The 20,424-nt window shown below is 38.3% G+C and carries 10 protein-coding genes and 1 pseudogene; 5 read left to right on the top strand and 6 right to left on the bottom strand.

Going from position 1 to position 20,424, the window contains the following annotated elements; genetic code table 11:
* Positions 1-117 precede the first annotated feature (117 nt).
* On the top strand, positions 118-1,821 hold the full coding sequence (locus tag VXM77_RS04565) for an NFACT RNA binding domain-containing protein (protein ID WP_161830853.1): 1,704 nt from the start codon (positions 118-120) through the stop codon (positions 1,819-1,821).
* Positions 1,822-1,861: 40 nt separating this feature from the next.
* Here VXM77_RS04565 and VXM77_RS04560 read toward each other — a convergent pair whose 3' ends face one another.
* Together VXM77_RS04560 and VXM77_RS04555 are read right to left on the bottom strand one after the other, a co-directional pair.
* Positions 1,862-3,136: a VanW family protein gene (locus VXM77_RS04560; RefSeq protein ID WP_161830852.1), complete on the bottom strand. Its 1,275-nt coding sequence runs from the start codon at positions 3,134-3,136 to the stop codon at positions 1,862-1,864.
* A gap of 38 nt (positions 3,137-3,174) precedes the next feature.
* Positions 3,175-5,238, bottom strand: a complete 2,064-nt coding sequence (locus VXM77_RS04555; protein WP_161830851.1) for a hypothetical protein — start codon at positions 5,236-5,238, stop codon at positions 3,175-3,177.
* A 188-nt stretch (positions 5,239-5,426) separates the two neighbouring features.
* Here VXM77_RS04555 and VXM77_RS04550 point away from each other — a divergent pair, with 188 nt between their 5' ends.
* Positions 5,427-6,350, top strand: a complete 924-nt coding sequence (locus VXM77_RS04550; protein ID WP_262950254.1) for an exonuclease domain-containing protein — start codon at positions 5,427-5,429, stop codon at positions 6,348-6,350.
* 347 nt (positions 6,351-6,697) lie between these two features.
* Here the strand turns inward: VXM77_RS04550 and VXM77_RS04545 are convergent, their stop codons facing one another.
* On the bottom strand, positions 6,698-8,476 hold the full coding sequence (locus VXM77_RS04545; protein WP_262953504.1) for a D-alanyl-D-alanine carboxypeptidase family protein: 1,779 nt from the start codon (positions 8,474-8,476) through the stop codon (positions 6,698-6,700).
* Between the two features lie 165 nt (positions 8,477-8,641).
* Between VXM77_RS04545 and VXM77_RS04540 the strand changes: the two genes are divergently transcribed.
* Both VXM77_RS04540 and VXM77_RS04535 read left to right on the top strand, forming a co-directional pair.
* A complete protein-coding gene (locus tag VXM77_RS04540; protein WP_161830848.1) occupies positions 8,642-9,133 on the top strand; it encodes a CotY/CotZ family spore coat protein in 492 nt (163 codons plus the stop codon).
* An 859-nt stretch (positions 9,134-9,992) separates the two neighbouring features.
* Positions 9,993-10,598 (top strand): annotated as a pseudogene (locus VXM77_RS04535) (IS30 family transposase); the annotation flags it as partial.
* 194 nt (positions 10,599-10,792) lie between these two features.
* Here VXM77_RS04535 and VXM77_RS04530 read toward each other — a convergent pair.
* On the bottom strand, positions 10,793-11,527 hold the full coding sequence (locus tag VXM77_RS04530; RefSeq protein ID WP_161830847.1) for a hypothetical protein: 735 nt from the start codon (positions 11,525-11,527) through the stop codon (positions 10,793-10,795).
* 367 nt (positions 11,528-11,894) lie between these two features.
* On the opposite strand from VXM77_RS04530, the gene VXM77_RS04525 reads away from it, so the two are divergent.
* A complete protein-coding gene (locus tag VXM77_RS04525; RefSeq protein WP_338507245.1) occupies positions 11,895-13,175 on the top strand; it encodes an FtsW/RodA/SpoVE family cell cycle protein in 1,281 nt (426 codons plus the stop codon).
* Positions 13,176-13,219: 44 nt separating this feature from the next.
* On the opposite strand, the gene addA is transcribed toward VXM77_RS04525, so the two are convergent.
* A complete protein-coding gene (gene addA / locus VXM77_RS04520; protein ID WP_338507243.1) occupies positions 13,220-16,825 on the bottom strand; it encodes a helicase-exonuclease AddAB subunit AddA in 3,606 nt (1,201 codons plus the stop codon).
* A complete protein-coding gene (gene addB, locus VXM77_RS04515) occupies positions 16,815-20,375 on the bottom strand; it encodes a helicase-exonuclease AddAB subunit AddB (RefSeq protein WP_338507242.1) in 3,561 nt (1,186 codons plus the stop codon). The genes addA and addB overlap by 11 nt, the downstream gene beginning before the upstream one ends.
* Positions 20,376-20,424 lie beyond the last annotated feature (49 nt).

Raw genomic sequence — 20,424 nt, 5'->3', positions numbered from 1 at the left:
TAATATCTATACACTATCTAGCATTATTATGATATTTTTCGGTGTTTTTATGTCTAATCATTTTAAAAAATGCTATACTTTTAAATATAAAATTAGTGTTAAAGAGGTGATTTTTCAATGGCTTTTGACGGTCTTATGACATCAAGCGTTGCCACGGCGTTAAAAGAAACTTTAACCGCCGGTCGTATCAACAAAATTTATCAGCTATCCAATCACGAAATTCTCATGCAGATTCGTGCTGGTGGAAAAAATCAAAAAGTCCTATTTTCCACACATCCCGCTTATGCCCGCGTCCAAATTACACACCTAGACTATCATTATCCAGACGAACCACCGATGTTTTGTATGTTTTTAAGAAAACATCTAGAAGGGGGAATCATTCACCATATCGAGCAAATTAATCACGATCGAATCATTAAATTTACGATTCGTCATCTCAATGAACTAGGGGATCAAATGGTAAAATTTTTATATATTGAAATCATGGGAAAACACAGTAACCTCATTTTAACAGACCCTTCCCATCGCATTCTTGATACCATTAAACACATTTCACCCCTGGTGAACCGTTATCGCTCACTTCAACCAGGGGCGACTTATATCCTCCCGCCCCTTCAAGAAAAACAATCACCTACGCCTGTTAGCTTTGAACTTTTTTCTAAGCTCATCACCGATCAAGAACGTTATGATAAACAACTTGTCGCTCAATTTCAAGGATTATCCCCACTTATTGCCCGTGAAATTGTTTATCGCAGTGAAACAAACGCATTAAAAGACCTTTATCAGGCGTTTACTGACACGATAGAACAAATAAAACACGATCCCTCTTACCATTTAATGCTAGGAGCTAAAGAAAACTTTTATCTTATTCCTCTCTATCACACACATAGCGAGCTCATTTTATGTGAAACCCTCTGGGAGATGTTCGATCGCTTTTACTTCGGCAAAGATGAACGTGACCGAATCCGTCAACAATTTTACGATATCGAACGTTTTATCCGTCAAGAATATGAAAAAAATGCAAAAAAATGTGACAAGTTAAATCAAGAATTAATAAATTCTGAAAAAGCGGACGAGTATAAACAATTAGGGGATCTTATTTTGGCGAATATTTACCAAATTCAAAAGGGAAGCACGTCTATTCGAGTGCAAAACTTTTACTCAGAAACACTAGATGAAGTGACCATCGCGTTAGAGCCTATGTTAACTGCCTCAGAAAATGCTCAAAAGTATTTTCAAAAATATACGAAGGCTAAAAATGCCGTCAACTATATTATTGAACAAATGGATCATGCAGAAAAAGAAATGGCTTACTTTGAGACGCTAATGTTACAAATGGAAACTGCAACCTTAAAAGATGCCTATGAAATTAAAGAGGAACTTGAACAAACAGGCTATTTAAGAAAAAAACAAACAAAAAAACGCAAGACCTCTTCAAAACCAAGTATTGAAAAATACTTATCAACTGATGGGGTTGAAATTTTTGTCGGAAAAAACAATCTTCAAAATGATTATCTTACTCATAAATTTGCACGTCGTCATGAATGGTGGTTCCACGCAAAGGATATGCCTGGATCGCACGTCCTTGTTCGTAGCGACGCAGATGAGCTAAGCGAAGCAACTATTCGCTCGGCTGCACAACTCGCCTCTTACTTTTCAAAGGGTCGACTGTCATCAAGTGTTCCAATTGATTATACCCGCGTGCGTCACGTCAAAAAGGTGCCTGCTGCACATTTAGGCTTCGTGACTTACGATAACCAAAAAACGATCTATATTGATCCAGATGAGCACTTTGTAATGAACTTAAAAAAATTAAAATAATCACCATAAAGGGAGGGGCTAATTAGCCCCTCCCTTTATTTTATTTGGATTTCTTTTTATAAACACTCGTATGCAAAAATTTCTCATAGACAACCTCACCTTCCGCATTATAGCCATAAAGCGTCGTATCGGCCTTAAGCCCATGATCATAAACCACCGTCTTTGGCTCATAACGAATCCCATGTAATGCATCAGCATTCGACCAAAGCTCAACGGTCAAGCTCCCATAAGCCGCGTACGCATAAATATAAATCGGATAATCGAGCGTATTAATAAATTTTAAATCCACCGAATAATCTACCATGGTCGCATCTTGTCCTAATGGAACATAACTCACCGGCAAACTATGGTTTCGACGTTCCGTTGCCGTAATACCCGCCAAAAGGTGCGCATTATATAACGTTGACGAAACTTGACAAATCCCTCCTCCAACCCCCGGAACAGGTCGACCATTAAAAAAGACGGTGGAATTAACATAGCCATTTTCAATACTTACCGGAGAGACTTTCTTAGCATAAGAAAACTGTTCTCCTGGCATCAAAATGGTCTGACTAACTTTCGAAGCCGCAAGTTCTACATTTTTAGCACGCGGAATTCCTGGTAAATAAGTCGTTGAGTAAGAAGAAATTTTCGCATTAATCTTTCTCAACTCTAATACATCGTGTTCCCGAGGATCCGTTAAAAGGTTCGCTTTAACTTCAATTGAATCACCTGTCGCCTTCTCTAATGTTTCTATGATTGAATCACGAAGCTCTTCTGCTAAAATTAATTGCCCATCTCTTCCCTCGTTAAGAACTAATTGATTATACCCCTGCATGTCAAACGTCGGTTCAATTTTTTCAATATACACCTCTTTTTCAATGAGACGTACCCATTCTTCAATTAATTGCTGATCATACTTATATTCTAATGAAAGGTCATATTGTATCGGTTCACGAAGCTGTGTCGCCCATTCTATCGATTCTAACTCTTTGAACTTTAAAAGAAGATCATCAACTAATAACTCACGCTGGCGTTTTAGTTGCGGATGAAACGTCGATAGCTTGGTCTCAAACGTTTTATCTCCTGCTAAAACAGTTAACTTTCGCTCTGATTGTTGATCTAATTTATTTTCAATCACTGACAAAATTCCTTCATGATCGATACTTGTGATTTCTTGCCCATCAATAAAAAAACGTGGCATAGCCCCGCCCTCTTCAGCGAAGGCAACGATTTCCGTCATCAGACATCCTAATCCTATCGTTAATAAAAGAAACAACGTATGAAGAAACAGGACTGCCCTACACATCATCCGCCACGCTATCGACTTCCACATCGTTTGACCTCCTCAATTATTCTAACCATCATCTCTTATTAGAATGTTATAAACAACTCTTGTTTATTCTCAAAAACGACAAGATCTCCTATTTTTTGTTGTGAGAATGATTGTTTTATTGCCCCATAACGCCGATGTTGTCTCTTTTTTTCATTTCTTTTTTCAAAATTAAAAATGGATTGCCCACACAACAACGTTTGCATCCTAAAAAAATAAATTTCATTGGACAAACCTAATCGCCGTTGTCTTACCCGTTGAATTTCCCTATTCAAAAAATGCAGGATAGGTTCTGAGGTCAAAAGCATTGTCTGACAAATGTCCTCATAACAACGTTGTGCCACCTGATATCTATTAAAATTTTCAATTCCCCAGCAAATCACATCGCCTTCATATCCCTTCATCTTCAACGTCGCCGCTTCAACTCTAGCCGGTATAAACACTCCCTCACCATTCACGCGATATTCCCGGCTTCCTCCCCCTTTATAACCAGCTCTTTTTTCTGAGTATTCTGGTTGATGCTGGCGCAGACATTTTAATAAAGTTTCTTTAGTCGATAAAACCTCTAATTCATAAAGTCCTTTCGCTATTTTCTCTGATGCATCTGGTGGAATGATTTGAAAATGGGTTAACTTTAAGCAAGATAAATCAATCTCATCTAAGGAGGCATCGAATGGGCATGGTTTTAGAAAGATGCCGTTCTGTTTTAATTCCTGTCTCAATTTATGCGATAGCCGACAGGTCAAGGTCTTCTGAACAAGTTCACCATTCTTAATTAAATCATACGTCCGGTAAACATAAGCCTCCCGCTTTGCATCCCGATGATTTTTTTGTACGACTCCGCACAGTTTAACCGTAAAATACACGTTCATTTTTGTTTGACTCGCCTTAACCGTAACAACCCGGGCAGGTTTTCCTAAAAAGGAGGCGGTAAAACAGAGATCATTTCGACTGTCAGAGACGACCAAAGGACGTTCAGCTCGATAATAAAGTTGGGTAAACGGATCGTCTAATAGCCGCTTTAACACATCAAATACAGAAAACCTTGAATTTAACGAATCGCTGATTTGATGGCGACTGGCTCCTTCATCAAGATATACCAAGCTTTGCTTTAGTTCATTCACTGAATATCCTTCGTAAACAACAGAGAACAAGGAAGTTTCGCGCAATAACTGGCTCGCCTCATGAATAAAACGGTGTTTGAGTAGATAGTAACTATATGCTAAACGAAACTGTTCCTCCATAGATTCGGAGATGACTGAAGGATTTATTTTTATAAGCTCCCCCTCTAAACTAAGCGCTCCATCAAACGTAACAATAAGTTGTGAGACCTGCTCAATCCGTTTAGGATGGCGAACCCGGTTCGTCTGTCCCATTAAAAAATAATCTTGATTTTCAATGACCCACTGGCGATTTTCCTGCGTTTTCAAACAAGAAATCCACCGTTTTAACCGGCGACGATAGCGAATGGCCTCACAGTAAGGATAAAAATCCCCCGTTTGCCCCGTTTTAGCAAGGCGAACTAAAAAGGGAAGATAACAGTTCCCCATTCCTACAACGTAAGTCATCACATGATGAGAAAACAAATCTAACATCCAACCATAACAACGCGACCATTCTATCGAAAGCGGGTACCGTTTCGAATAAAGATGTCCTGTCGTGACAATAATAACCTGCATCTTTTCGAAACTGCTTCTTTGGGTTGCCCATAAAAAAACTTCTGCTAGAGCCTCAGATAAAACGCATTCCCCGTCTCCACAACATTCCTCTAACTGTCGATGCAACTGATCAATTATTTGTTGTGGTTCTTCGAGGGTGGCCTGTTCAATTAACCCAATCAGTTCACCTTCCCCACCAAATAACAGAAGGGAGAGTTTGTGTTTTTTTCCAATTGACTTAACCGTTTCCGTCACTAGGTCCTTAAGGTCCTCTAAGTGCGCGGCCATTAAGGAAGAACCATCGATTAATAAAATGGTATGTAAAGTCGCACGTTTTTGAATAGGCGACACCATTTCATAAAAATATCCCATTTTTCTTTCATTAGGTGATAACTGTACTTCCTTCTTTCCTAAACTATAAACCCTTCGTCCACTCACGCGTTCCACTGAACATCCCTCCACCCATTGATTGTTATCCAATATATGAAGGGGTCCTTTATATTATTCAATGAACATCATCAGGAACCCTCCCTCTTTAATCCCTGATATTTCTTCTATGACTTTCCTTTCATTTATGTTAATCTCTAAACGATCCCCTCTTTTCATACAAAGATGGAAATATAAAGGAGAATATTATGAACTTTGTCGCTATTGACTTTGAAACCGCCAATGAAAAACGGGCCAGTGCCTGTTCCCTTGGACTTGTCGTCGTGAAAAACAGCCAAATCGTCGACAAACGCTATTACTTAATCAAACCGAAAGAATTACGCTTCGCCCCTATGAACACTCGAATTCACGGCCTACGGGCAACCGATGTTAAAAATGAAAAGGAATTTAATGAGCTTTGGCCCGAGATTAAAGATTTATTTGAGCATCAGTTTATTGTGGCACATAACGCCTCATTTGATATGGGCGTCTTAAGGGCTACCCTTGATCTCTACCACATTCCCTTTCCTCATTTTGACTATAGTTGTAGCATGCTATTCTGTCGAAATTACTTTCCCCTTCTTGAAAATGCAAAGCTAAACACGGTCAGTCACCACCTAGGCATTGCCTTTAATCACCATCACGCACTAGCCGATGCCCTAGCCTGTGCAACCCTTTTATTAACAGTCAACAAAGAGTTAGGGTCTCCTTCCATCAGGGCACTCTTTCAACACGTCGGTATCACCCCAGGATCTGTATTTGAAAAAGGATACCAAGCACCTAAAAGGGGAAAATCGATGGTAACCTCTCAAGCCTCACCCCATTCAGTTACTTCCTCTCTTTTCAACAGCCAAACTGATTTTTTCAAACATCAAACCGTTGTCATCACTGGTCCCCTCCAGTCTATGACGAGAGCGGAGGCAATTGCTATCATCAGTCACCTTGGAGGGACGGTGGGGAGTTCCGTTACCAAAAAGACAAATATTCTTATAACTGGGGGACAAAAAATATATGAATTATCCCCTGAGGAAATGACTACTAAACTAAAAAAGGCAATCACGCTTGTTTACCACGGACAAGACATTCTTTTTTTAACCGAAAATGAATTCCTCTCCATTTTAAGAGGCGAATAATTGGTGATCATCTTATGATAAAAAAGGTTCCTACATTTATAGGAGCCTTTTTATTTTTTCACACGCATCTTAGGGCCGTCTTCTTTCATCGTTCATGGACTAAAAAACATGATTCCCCCTCTTTTTCTAAAAAGAGATATTTCCTCCCCCTCCTTTTATTTCCTAACTTTTCGACACGCTATTTTTAGTTATTTCCCAGCACCACTCATTGGCGATAAATATCGACACAACATTTCCCGACATGTTTTTCAATTACCGTGATGCGACATCTATTTCCCGACAAAATCAGTGTTGTTTTTGGGAAATAAAAAAGAGTGCAAATGCGCACTCTTTTTCCCTTTTGTTGGCTACAATTCGTATTTTTCCTGACTATTCAAATCGTCATCTTCTTGTATAGCTTGACTTTTATCTGGTGTTTCCTCAGAGGGAGTTTCCTCTTTCGGATGATTCCGTTCATCTACTGAATCATCACCCTCACGGGACGACTCACCCGATACATCTTCGTTATCACCTAACTCGGATTCATCCTCTTTTGGTTTAGCTGAGGAATCTTGTTGATCGTCTGCTTTGTCCGCCGGTGAATTTTCTGACTCCTGTTGATTTGGAACATTTTCTTTATCTTGGTCTTGTTTATCGTCCTGTTTATCTTTACGATCAACGGCAGCGTCGTCGTTATTTTCATCCTCTTCGTTTGAATTTGATTGATCAAGTATTCCATAATTTAAGATATAGTCTTCAAGCGTCCAATCTTTATCATGGATTTCAGTCGCTACTTCAACACCTACATAGCGAAGATGATAAGGTTCATAAAAATAACCCACCTCGGATTCCCGATTTTCCGGATAACGAAGGATAAATCCATATTCATGCGCGTGTTCTAGTACCCACTTTCCTTCGTCGGTATTCGCAAATTCAAGGGAAAGTTCATTATTAATCGTTGGTGTCGTAATATCAATCGCCAATCCGGTTTGATGTTCGCTATGACCAGCACGACTATTAAAGGAATCCGCGTATTCAAGCCCCATTTCATAAACATCTTGATCGTAAAGGTTTTTTTGGACCTCATATGAAATATATCCGTTTCGTAAGACTAAATCATACCCCGCTTCTTTCGCCTTTGCAAAGAGTAATTCGGTTGCATCAGCAGCGTCACGACGTAAGTAATTCGTATTCACTAAGGAGTGTTCAGTTAACGGGACCTCTACCGGAACAAAATCAGTAGGCGTATAATTAGCGGCAAGTTGATAGTTTTGATTGACCAAAACAAGTAGGCTATCAACATTTGGCGTTTGAACAATATCCTGATAGAAATTTGATTTAACATTAGGATACTTAGCGTATTGTAGGGCATAGGTCACCGAATAATTTTTCTCTAAACTTAAAATTTCATCATAAATAGAAAAACGAGAGGGATCAAAGCTACTTGACTTCATTAACTCAAGGGCCTGCTCAGGTTTAATCTCAGTTTCCATGAGCGCCTTCAAATTAACTAATCCGAACTTTTGAAATAACTTCTCTACTTCCTCAGCCGCATACCCTTTTTCCTTCAATCCAGGTAAGACAACATCTTGGTATTCATCGACCATCGCCACAACTTCGGTTGGCTTAAGTGTCGCATTCTCCTTCTCATAGGCGACATAGCCAAGTAATGTCATCATATCTTTTTTCGTTTCCTGCGCATAATTTAATAATCGATTGAGGGTCAATACGTCCACTGACTCCACATAAGTTTTAAACTGCGGATCGGAAAACCAACCTTTAATAACATCCTCTTCATAACCCTGTTGAAGTAATGTTGGAAAAAATACATGGTCTAAAAAGGTTGCTAAATAAACAACCTCATTGGTCTCAAGATCTTTATAATGTTTAGAAAGCTCGACATAAGAATCATAGCAGTCGTAATTAAACCCTGAAACTTCTAAATACTTTTCTAAATCTTTGCTGCTTCGATGATCATCAATTAAATCTTGAACTAACTGAGGATGATTTTCCTTCAACTCCTGAATTAGTGAGTGATCATAACCAAGCCTTCTTAACACCATTTCATCACTCATCATATACGAGTAAAAAAATACACCGCAACCAAGTAAAGTGGCTACCCCAACTGGGACTAATACTTTTTGCATCTGACATTCACCCCTTTTCAAATCTTTCTTAGTATGTACCAACTTTTTAAAAATAAACCTAAATTTAGCAATTACAAGAAGGAATTTAATCAACTATTTTGGGTTTTTTAACTAAACGTTGCCCTTTATCTCACATAAAGTAATAGTGTACCTGGAGGTGATTATATGAGTTGTGAATGCAGTACTTCATCCACAAATACGAACTCAAATACCAAATATGCAAATTGTGTCGCAGACACTGTGCGCTTCATTAATCGATTACAACAAGCTGTTGTTCCTACTGAAATTGGTTGCAATCGTTGCAATAACCCTGTTTTAGGAGAAACTTCACGGGCGAATACCCGTCCATTTATTCTCTATCTTAAAAATGGGGAGGCATTTAAACCGGCCTTCTTAACAGATAGCCCACAAGCGCCACTTCCTATCTTTCGAGTTGAAGATGTCTGCGGAAATTGCGCCACATTAAGAGCTTTAGCAAGAAAACACCCTGGTTGTATGAGCGAAGGATTCGAATTTGACGATTGTTGCGAACATCATCATGATGAATTAGTTCCAACACGCACTTGTCTCATCGTTAATTTGAATGATTTCATTGCCATTCAATGTCTTGACGATGTCTTCCTTAATTTAGAAGTTTGCGATTGTGCGCGTTTATAAAAAATAGATGGTTAGAGAGGGTCTTAAACGTAAAGGTTAAGACCCTTTTTGAATAATCATCCCCTTGTTCAATTCCCCTCTAACATTTAAAGTTAAAAAAAGGGATAAATCCAAGACTGGATTCACCCCCTTTTAAACCTCATCTGTTATCTATTTCACTTTATTTTATATAAATTTATTTTTATACTAAAAACCTCGTATCTTTTGCTCGCGTTCCCTTAAATGAATTTGGAACTCTTCAATATCTTCTTGTGTCGCTTTATTTTTAATCAATGATCGTGACACCGGCCGTTGTTTTAGATAATTTGAATACTCCTTATTTTTAGCTTCCTAACGTTTATTAGCTTTAGTTTGTTTAGTTATTTTCATTTGAATTATCCTTTCTAAAATAATAAAGTATAAAAAAGAGTAATAAAATTCCACTAAAATACGTTTTCTTAAACATTAATAAAATTGCCATTAATATAATTAAACAAATTCTTAACATATTATTCTGCTAGATGTTATAATAGGAAGAGGGTGGACCTAATCACCCTCTTAAACCTTAGCGTTTTTTATTTCGCTTGGGTTTGTTAACAGTTGCTTTATATGCGATGGAAGCAACTATTATTGGACTTATGGGTGTGGCGAAGTTATAAAAATTTTCGCTACACTCTTTTATTTTATCTAGCATTTCCTCACCTCCTAAATACGTTATAATGCGTGCAGTAAGAAAAAACAAGTATTTTTTATAAAACATATAAAAAAAGTAGCAAGTGATAAAAATCACTTGCTACTTTTTATTTAAAACTTGATTAGCTTATCCATTAAATTTTCAGATCTAAATAAAGAGTTGAAATCAGAACAACTGATGGAAACCATTCAAAAATATCTAGAGCTAACTTGGTCACCCGAACAAATTCCTAATAAGGTTTTAAAGATTGTTATTTCATTTAAAACTATTTATCGTTGGATTTAGGATGGAACGATTTTATTAGGAGATTTAAGTTGTTTAGGGCAAAAAGGAAAGCGTCGAAAACCACGAGAAACACGTGGACGACTTAACATTAGAACCTCGATTCATCAGCGTCCCAAAGAGGTAAACAAACGTCATACATTGGGACACTGGGAACTTGATATGGTTGTTTCAAGTCATGGTAAAAGTAAAGATTGTTTAGCCACCTTTGCTGAACGTCAAACACGCTTTTATGTGACTATAAAAATAGAAAATCGCTCGGATTCAGAAATGTATCGAGCGATTAGTGAGTTATATGAACTCTTTCCTAAAGACACCTTTAAAACCTATACGGTTTGATCGAGGAAAAGAGTTTGCTTATTATTCCAAAGTAGAAGTTGACTTAAAGGTTCCTGTTTACTTCGTAGATGCCTATTCATCTTAACAAGAGTCAGTGATGAAGAAATTAATGAGGCACTCTGCCTCATTAATCATCGACCACGAAAATGTTTAGGTTGGAAAACTTCATGAGTCACCTACCCACGCAGTGACATCCACATTTAGTAGGGAATCGAGCTATTTCATGAGAAACTATCGCATTTGTATTAACAATTCGTCATGTTGAAAAAAAAACATCTTCATAACATTCAATTATCTCCCTGTCAATAATGCTACTATGATATTAGTTAACGGCATCTTCAAGAAATTTCATATTAATTTTCCCCTTAAAGATGTAGAATACGAATACCTTCAATCTCTGCCACAGAAATGACCTCGATTTCATCTTTGAGATTATCAATCGTAATATGTCGATCATCTTTTAGCTCAATCATCCCTGATTTTAAACTCCCATCTTTTTTTACAATCTGAACGATAGGTGCCTTCATCAATAACGGACGATTAGTTAATTCTTGAATAAATGTTAAAAGTTCTTGTTGCTTCTCATCTAACTCAACAACGGCATCTTGTGGATCTTGCACGTCATTAGCCCCTTCATCCTCTAAAGTGACCTCTGATGGACTCTCCTCTACCACCTGATCAACAATCTCTACCACTCGCTCCTCCATCTCTTCCGTTGAATCTACAGCCACGCCTTCAACCTCAATCTGAGGTTCACTCGCCTCTACTTTTGGCACAGGGCATGAAGTTGATTCACTTTCCTCTGACACTTTTGCAGGTTCTTGATGATAATTAACAACAATATTGACCGTTTCATAGGGACAATCATCCGACTCGACCACAGATTCCTCATATGTATTTTCCTGCATATCATCTTCCTTTGGAACAAGCGCCTGAAAATGACTCTCCTCTAAGCGATCAAAACTATGTACATAATTTTCGGCCACGATATCTTTTGGTTTTTGAGTGGGCGTTTTAAAAAAGCTTTGCTCTGTAACCCTACATCCTTTATACGTCGTATCAACAAATAATAAGGGTCCCCTTTCATTTGATTTTGCCATATTAAACAAACCTCCCTTACGTTAACCTACTATAATCTATGCAGCACATTTTGAAGCGGTCACTCCCATCTTCTCAAAAAAAGAAGGCGCAGCTTTTGAAGACTTCTCCCGTTGTTTGAAGAGATTAAAACGATTCCAAAAAAAGAGCCGACTCTTTTAATCCCGAACAAACTCCTCCTACAAAGAGCACCATGACCTTCGAAAGATGACGACTTCGTCCTTAACTTAAGTCGCTTACATCAATCGTTTGCTCCTCTAATCATCAAGAGGAAACGCGCGCCTCCCTAAAAAATCATCTCAATGGCTTATCTTTTCTCATATTATCTGATAAAATAGACATGATATCTTGACGTAATAGGTGATAAACGTGAGAAATATTTTAAACAAGTTTAAAGTTTTATTTTATAATCCCATTATTGTTTACTTAATTTTAATTATCGGAATTGGGGTGGTTGCCATCCAATCGGCCTCCCCACTTTTTAAAATTAATTATGCGGCTACGCATGATAATAATGCGTTTAAGCAATTACTCTTTATTGGAATTGGGGCCGTTATCGCGGTATTTATTATCATCATTGGTATTGAACGAATTCGCGCCCTTCGGTGGTGGATCTACGGTTTTTGGATGATTCCGCTTCTTGGACTTTTCGCCTATAAAAAGCTCCACCTTCCGATTCCCTTCGTTAAAGATTTAAATGGAGCCGTTTCTTGGTACGAGCTTCCAGGAGGGTTAGGGACAATCCAACCTTCGGAGTTTATGAAAATCGGGCTTGTTCTCGTCGTGGCAGATATTATCCAACGTCACAATGAACGGTACCCACATATTAGGCGAACCTTCAAAACAGATTTAAATTTATTGATGAAAATTATGGCGGCTATTTTTCCCCCATCTATCTTAATTTTCATCCAACCCGATTCAGGGGTAACCATGATTATCCTTTTCTTCATTGCCATCATGATATTTTCTTCTGGCATTCAATGGCGTTACATTTTAACTGTCGGAGGCATCGTGATCGTGCTCATTGCAACCTTCATTTTACTCGTTGGGGTCTTTCCTGAATTTTTAACCGGAACACTCGGAATCGATGCCTATAAATTAAGTCGTTTCTTCGGTTGGTTTGATCCGTTTGGAACGATGGATAAAGACGGGATGCAACTGGCTAAGGGATTACTCGCCATCGGGTCTGGAAACCTCATTGGAAATGGATTTCAAAGTGCCCATGTCTATTTCCCTGAAGCCCACACCGATTTCATTTTCGCCGTCATTGGAATGGATTTCGGATTAATCGGAACGCTTATTACCATTACTTTATGCGGTCTATTTGACTACGAAATCTTAAATACAGCAACGCTTAACCGCGGACATTACAATAGTTACGTTTGTATTGGAATCTTTGGGATGCTATTTTTCCAACAAATCCAAAATATTGGGATGACCATCGGTCTTCTTCCGATTACCGGAATTACCCTTCCTTTTATTAGTTATGGAGGAAGCTCTTCACTTTCCTACATGATTTTATTTGGAATTGTTCTAGCGTCCTATATTGAAGGCATCAAAATCAAACATAATGAAGTCGATTACCATGAACGAACGTTATATTTAAAAACAAAAGCGTATATTAAAGATAATGTTAAATTTGATGATTAAAAAAAGGCTCATTTCTCATAGAGGAAATGAGCCTTTTTTTCGTTCTAAGCATAAACGATGGCTTCTTGAACTTTAAGGAAATAAACGTAACACGACACTGTTTTAGTGGGATAAATTTCTTTAATGGCTTTTGAGTAATATTTCATCTGAACAGCGTAACGCTCTTTTAGTTCTTCATATTGCTCCTTAAAATCACGCACGTAATCTGTCTTATAGTCAATAATTAAAACTTCATCCTCAAATTCTGCTAATAAATCAATAACCCCTTGTAATAAAACTTGTGACCCTTTATCTTCCGTCAATTGAATTAAAGTCATAAAGGGAACTTCTTTTTTAATGGTGATCGCCTGGGCTAACCGGTGATACAACGCACTCTTCGTAAAGTCCAAGACGTGGTGTAGGTCAATTTTATCAGCCATTAGTGGGGTCATCATTTCCTTCTCAATCACCCGTTGTTTCATCTCCATTAAATCCGCTAACGTATAATCAAGACGAATCGGTAAATGTTGCATAAACTGGTGCAATGCCGTCCCTGCCTCAGGTCCACTTACTTGCTTTTCCTTCATAAAAGATGGCCGATCATAGGCTACCGCACGTTTCACTTCTGGTACGCCCTTTATCAATGGGGTTGTTTCCTCTTCCTTTCTTTGGGAAACGGATTGCTTCGCTTGGATTTCTACAAGAGATTGATAAGGATATTGGCGTTGAAACACCTTTTCAAAATCAATGACCGGTGGTGTCACTCCATGATGTTGATCATTCACATCCGTCTCATTCAATTCCTCGTATGCGGATACGACACGTATCTCCCATTCACTAGAATCATCAATCCATAACGGTTGTTGTTCGCAATATATAGCACTAATTTCCTTTGAATCCCGGTGGCGAAGAACCGCTGGAATCAACCAATCTCCGTAACTTTTAGCCTGCATTCTAGCTGTCATAGGCAGTCGATCCCCTGACTGCATCACGATCTCACTCATCGAAGCTAATTTTTTTTCTACGTCAAAAACACCTGTAAAAATAAGCTTCGATTGGGCTCGTGTCATCGCAACATAGAGCAGTCGCATCTCCTCGGCTAACATTTCTTTATGAATCATCGCTCCCACAATATTTTGGGCCATCGTCTTTTGTTTAAGACGAAGATGAGGATCGATATATTTCACAGCGACTCCGTAGTTTTTGTGAACTAAGTAATTTCCGAGTTCATCTTGGCGGTTAAACGTTTTATGAATTTGAGAAACAAAAACAACTGGAAACTCTAATCCTTTGGACTTATGAATCGACATCACACGAACCACATCTTCCGTAGCCGTCACGGTTTTTGCCTTTGCGAAATGTTTTCCTAAAGATTGCATCCGTTCAATATACCGAACAAAGCCGTAGACACCTTTTTTCGTTGTCGTCTCATACATTCGTGCCTTATCTACAAAGACATCCAAATTGGCTCTTCTTAAATATCCGTGAGGAAGCCCTAAGACAAATTCATAATACAACGTTTGCTCATAAACAAGCGTAATCAATTGCGAAAGGGGCATCGTCTTCGACTTAAACCTCCATTGCTCCACACATTGAACAAAATGATTCGCCTTTTCTTTTAACAGGGAATCCTCTCCCTCTTTAGCATAGTGACGGACAAGATCATAAAAAGAGGTCGCCTTACTAAACACCCGAATCATCGATAATTCCCGCTCACTAAAGAAAAAGAGTGGCGAACGCATCAATCCAGCGAGTGGAATATCTTGATAAGGATTATCAATTACCTTTAAGCAGGAAACTAAATTAATAATTTCTATAGACTCAAAAAGATCTGTGTTTTGCTCCGTAAATAATGGAATATGATAGCTCCTAAACACATCTTGAAAAATCGTCACACTTCCTAACGATCGCATTAAAATAACGATATCCTGATATTTTAAAGGGCGATAACTTCCCTTTTTGCGATCATAAATTTCTTGCCCTTGGCTCATCCACTGTAAAATTAATCGAGCAATATGATGAGCCTCCACTTCCACCGCACTTAAATCCACGTCGCTTTCCTCATCAAATTGAGGTTTATCAATTAAATGAATCTCACTTTTATTAAACGCATCATTCGCTTCATTTAAAACCCCAAGCTTTAATTGAGCTGCTTCATCATAAGCAATTTCACCCACTTCTTCGTCCATGACCTGCGTAAAAACATAATTAGTAGCGTCTATCACTTGTTGATGTGAACGGTAATTTTTCATCAAGTCTATTTTATTTCCATCTGGTTGAGGAGTAGAAAATCGATGATATTTTTCTTGAAAAATACCTGGTTCGGCTAAACGGAAGCGATAGATTGATTGCTTCACATCCCCTACCATAAAGATAGGAATCTTTGGTTTAGCGACACTTGCAATTGAATGAATAATATATTCCTGCATCGAATTTGTATCTTGATATTCATCAATCATAATTTCTTTAAATTGGCGATACACTTCTTTGGCAACTTCTGTTGGCTTCCCACGATCCGTTAATAATTGGAGAGTGTTCCATTCTAAATCAGAAAAATCTAACATTTGTCGCTCATGTTTGGCTTTCATAAAACGTTCATGAAATAAAAAGACGAGTTTTGATAGGGCGATGACAAGGGCTTGGCTCGCTTTAAAATGTTGATGATGTGTTTCATTCGTATATACAAAATATTTTTCTTCGAGTTTGCCAATTCTCTTTTTAAAGGCATCGCGGGCCTTTTTACTTTGCTCATGTGCCTCTTTATCATATTGCTTCGCATTAAACCTTGGGAAAGTAGCTAACTTTGTTCCCTTAAACGCCTCGCGTAACTCAGCATACGTCGCCTGGGCTCCCTCTTTTAAACGATTTAAGTATTCAAGGTCTTGCGGATAAACATCGGTTGGATATTTATGTGCCACGCCCATCACTTCCGCATCTTGCGCAAACGCATATGCCTTTTTCAAATCTAATAATGCCTCATCAATAACAGGTGACATCAGGTGATTTAATTGCTGATAATACCCCCACGTGCTTAAGTCATCGCCCTCCCACTGATATAAGTCAGGCAATTCCTTAAGCCACTGCTCCATATGAGGATTTGATCGAGCGAGTTCATAAACTTTTAAAACCATCGTCTTTAATGCTTCATCATCTCGATCACTATTAAAACTCTCACTTAATTGCACATACGCTTCATCGTCTTGTTCCGCTAACTCATCAAATAGCGCCTCAATCACATCATCTTGCAAGATTCCTACTTCAATATCATCCGCAATCTTAAAAACAGGATCCAGTTGTAACAAATAATAATATTTTCGAATCAACTTATTACAAAAAGCATGAAAGGTTGAAATATTAGCCGATGCAATCTTATTTAATTGAGTTGCTAATAACACATCATGCGGATGGAGTGCCAGTTCCTGCTCAATCCGCGAACGAATCCGTTGCTTCATTTCAGCAGCGGCCGCTTCAGTAAAGGTTAGAACTAATAGTTCATCAATATTAATCTGATCAATTAAAATCTTCTGAATCATCCGCTCGACTAATACTGCTGTTTTACCTGAGCCAGCACCTGCTGAAATTAATAAATCATGCCCCTTTTCATAAATCGCTTGCCATTGCTCATCATTCCAAATGGCATCTTGAGGCTTCTTTGGTAAATTACTCATCATCACCCGGTCCTCCATCCTCTAATCGACACTTCATTGCCTCTAGGGCAACCTCGGTCTTCATTTTAGGTAATACACGCCACTCATTTCCAACAAAGTCTAAATCAAATTGGCAAATCCCTCGATATTGACAGTAATCACACGCCGTCTTTGATCCGTGTTTCGTCGGATTAATTTTTAAATGGCCCTTTGTAATCTTGATCGCTGAGTCCTCAATCATTTGGTTCGTATACTCGCGTAACAACTGAAGTGAATCATTCGCTAAAATAGCATTACCTCGGGATGAAAAACTCCCATCTTTCTTTAACGTAATCGGAACAATATCACTTTTACTTTGCTCCCCTAACCGTTGATCACTGAGATGTACAACATCATAGTCCTCAGGTAAATAGCCATTCATTTTATATTTTTCATACTGTAATTGCTCTACCTTTTGTTCATAGGCTTCCTGACGCAGTAAATCATCTATATCATGACTAATAAATGGCCGATGGACGTGAAAATAAAGCAGTCCCCCGACCTCAGCTGGTAAATCAATCAATTGCAAGGCATTTGAAACCACGATATCTAAATAAGTTAATAACTGGAGGCTCAATCCATAGTACACTTTATCCAATTCTAATTCTTTATCACTTGATTTATAATCAATAATCCTTAAATAGGCACGGTCCCCCGCTTCATTTTTAGCAACATCCACGCGGTCAATAACCCCTTTTAATGATAATCTAAACCCATGAGGTAACTCCCGTGCCTTCAGATGAATCCCAGATGTCCCATGAACATCAAATGGTAATTCAAAAAATAGCGGTTTAAATAAACTATGTTGGCCTTGATACTTTAAGCCTAGCAAGGTTTTAGACACAACTTGAGTCAATCGTTCCGTTAACTTCATCATTCGTTTACTTTGACGTAAAACCCTATAGAGTAATTGTTCACTTAATTCATCTGCTACTAAGCGAGCTAACGTCTGACATTCCTGAACACTTAAGTCGGAAAATGAGCGATTTTCTCTTTTTATCATTTCAGATATTCGCTTTAATGCTTCATGATAAAGTTCCCCAATATGAGGTAAATCCAATTGATACGTCGGACGCTCTTTTAAACGTAATCCATATCGTAAATAATGGGCAAACTCACATTGATTAAATAACTCTAGTCGTGAAACACTAGCTACAATTTCCTCACTATACAATTGTTTGGTTAGTTGCTCATCTAATGAAACCACATCATTTTGGTAATTCAAAATATTCATAATCGTCTGATAGATTAACGGTTGCTTCTCTTTATAATAATTCAATAACGGTTCATAATACGCTCGCTGGCTGGCATCCTGTTTTAATACAGCAATTAAATGTGCAACTGTTTGGGAGTGGGTCGTTAGATGTTCATAGACATCTTCCTCCGATTCACGTCCGATGTGTTGTTCAACCGACTCCTTAAACATGTTTTTTAAATGCGTATAGATGTATGAGGGTAAAAATTCTTTTCCTTCATCATTACTAGTTGCATAAGAGAGCGTTAACGAAAGTTTAGGGGAAGTGAAAACCGTATATAAAATAAATTGTTCATCTACTTGTGCCTGGATTAGACTAGGTGAAAGCTCAATTCCAAACGATTTTAATGCCTCGCGTTCAGTCTCGCTCAATAGACTAATTTCGGTTAATGTTTTAGGAATTTTCCCTTCGTTCACACCAAGGACAAATGCATGTTTAATCCCGTATTGGGAAGGGTCGCTTAAATCCCCCACCAATTGATAACGAGAACGACGAAGTTCACCTACTGCCACTTGATCTAATCGTGGAGGTACCGTCGCATAAACCATCTCTTCAAGTCCGACCTTAAAGATTGGCACAAAATCATCTAAACTTACTGTTTCCTCCTGCCCAATTTCCACAAGTTGTTCAAAAAGAGACAGAAGTTTATTCCAAACTTGGGCGTGACGCTTATACAGTTGCAAATCTCCAAGTTCCTCCGCACTCTCTTCAAATAGGGCTAATTTTTGTGGAATGTGGCAATCCTCTAAAAAGGTGAACAATGCGATCGCGTAATCTTTATACGTTTTCGCTCCTTTAAAGGCGTGTTCAAGTGATAAAATGGCCGTACTAATCTCATTCTTTAATTGGTTGATTTGTCGTTCCAACTCTAAATCGTCGTCCGTTTTGACGTAACCACGCCCAAGTCCCTGATAACGATCATAATTCCATTCTTCTTCACTGATCCAATCCGCCTTCTTTAAATTTCTTGTTAAACAATAGTTTTCAAGTTGATCCACTTGGCGTTGGTAGGCTTGATAGGCGGTATAAAAAGACTGCCCCTTTTTAAATCCTTCAACATTCATAAAGAGCCCCGTTTTAATCACCGTAAAAAGCGTATCATGACGCCAACGTGATAAAATAACATCAAAAATATGATAAATCAGCATCATCAACGGATGATGAAGCATGGATTCTTTATAGTCTAAGAAAATAGGAATTTCAAATTTGGGGAAAATAGCCGCGATTAATTCATCATAAGCAGCCGCGTCCCCCGTATAAATCGCAAGATCACTATATGCATATCCTTCATTGTGAACGAGATGATAAATTCTTTTGGCAACCTCTTCAACCTCTACACGTTGATTAGCTGCTGCAAAAAAGGAAACCCCCTTTTCATTTGAAGGAGATAAAGGCGCTTGTAAAAAATGCTGTTCTAAATGTTGAAGTGCAGGCGACTGATGAAAACGAGACTTGGCATTCGATGATATTTCAACGATTTCATAATCAAGTCCACGTTCAGTCGCCCCTGCTTGTAAACGTTGCAACGTACGTCTTGGTAACTCAAACACTAGGCTTTGATCATTTAGATCATGCGTCAATACAATCGTGACAGACTTGGCATATTTCATCAGTTGAAATAAAATGAGTTCTTCCTGCTTATTAAAGATATGATACCCGTCCACGTAAAAATCGCTAGTCGCAACCGTCTGGCTGTTCGCAATTTGCTCGCTTAAAAGCGTATAATAATCCTCGCTCATTAAATATTTATTCCATGAGACATGTTCAAAGTTTTCATATAAAATCGCTAAGTCATGAATTTTTTTTAACGATTGAAGTGAGCCATTAATCCCTTCCTTTAACTCGTTAGCACAAGCAAATAGCTGAGACGGGCTTACACAATAACTCTTAAATTCTGAAATCATTTCACTAATTTTATTAATAAAGCCCGGTTTATTTGCATAATACGGAAATAATGCAAGATCATCCTTCTTTTCCGTCATGACTTTTTGCAGTAAAATCGCTAGCCCTACCTCATCTAAATGATATCGGCTTAACCCGCCTGTTTCCTGTAAAATACGATATGCAAAACGATTAAAACTAAGTCCCTGTACGCGCATCAGGCTCGGATATCGACTTTGTTTTAATAATTGATATTCCATATGAAATGACATTTGGTCAGGAATTAACACATAAATGGGGTCACCTTGAGGTAACTCATCGCAGGCCTGTTTTATTTCATCTAAAATAACACGGGTTTTTCCAACACCCGATCGTCCTATAATAAAACGAATACTCATCCTCTCACCTCTTATTTCTTTTCCTATAATATGGCTGATTCTAATTCCC

The organism is Turicibacter sp. KK003 (genome assembly GCF_037014675.1).
In the GTDB taxonomy this organism is placed as follows: Bacteria; Bacillota_I; Bacilli_A; order MOL361; family Turicibacteraceae; genus Turicibacter; species Turicibacter faecis.
This window is presented reverse-complemented; position numbering and strand designations above follow the sequence as displayed.

Bases quoted from the DNA above. Each gene is read 5' to 3' on its own strand.
- VXM77_RS04530 (WP_161830847.1), bottom strand. From the start codon at position 11,527: ATGGCAAAATCAAATGAAAGGGGACCCTTATTATTTGTTGATACGACG.
- VXM77_RS04560 (WP_161830852.1), bottom strand. From the start codon at position 3,136: ATGTGGAAGTCGATAGCGTGGCGGATGATGTGTAGGGCAGTCCTGTTT.
- addB (WP_338507242.1), bottom strand. From the start codon at position 20,375: ATGAGTATTCGTTTTATTATAGGACGATCGGGTGTTGGAAAAACCCGT.
- VXM77_RS04565 (WP_161830853.1), top strand. From the start codon at position 118: ATGGCTTTTGACGGTCTTATGACATCAAGCGTTGCCACGGCGTTAAAA.
- VXM77_RS04540 (WP_161830848.1), top strand. From the start codon at position 8,642: ATGAGTTGTGAATGCAGTACTTCATCCACAAATACGAACTCAAATACC.
- VXM77_RS04550 (WP_262950254.1), top strand. From the start codon at position 5,427: ATGAACTTTGTCGCTATTGACTTTGAAACCGCCAATGAAAAACGGGCC.
- VXM77_RS04545 (WP_262953504.1), bottom strand. From the start codon at position 8,476: ATGCAAAAAGTATTAGTCCCAGTTGGGGTAGCCACTTTACTTGGTTGC.
- addA (WP_338507243.1), bottom strand. From the start codon at position 16,825: ATGATGAGTAATTTACCAAAGAAGCCTCAAGATGCCATTTGGAATGAT.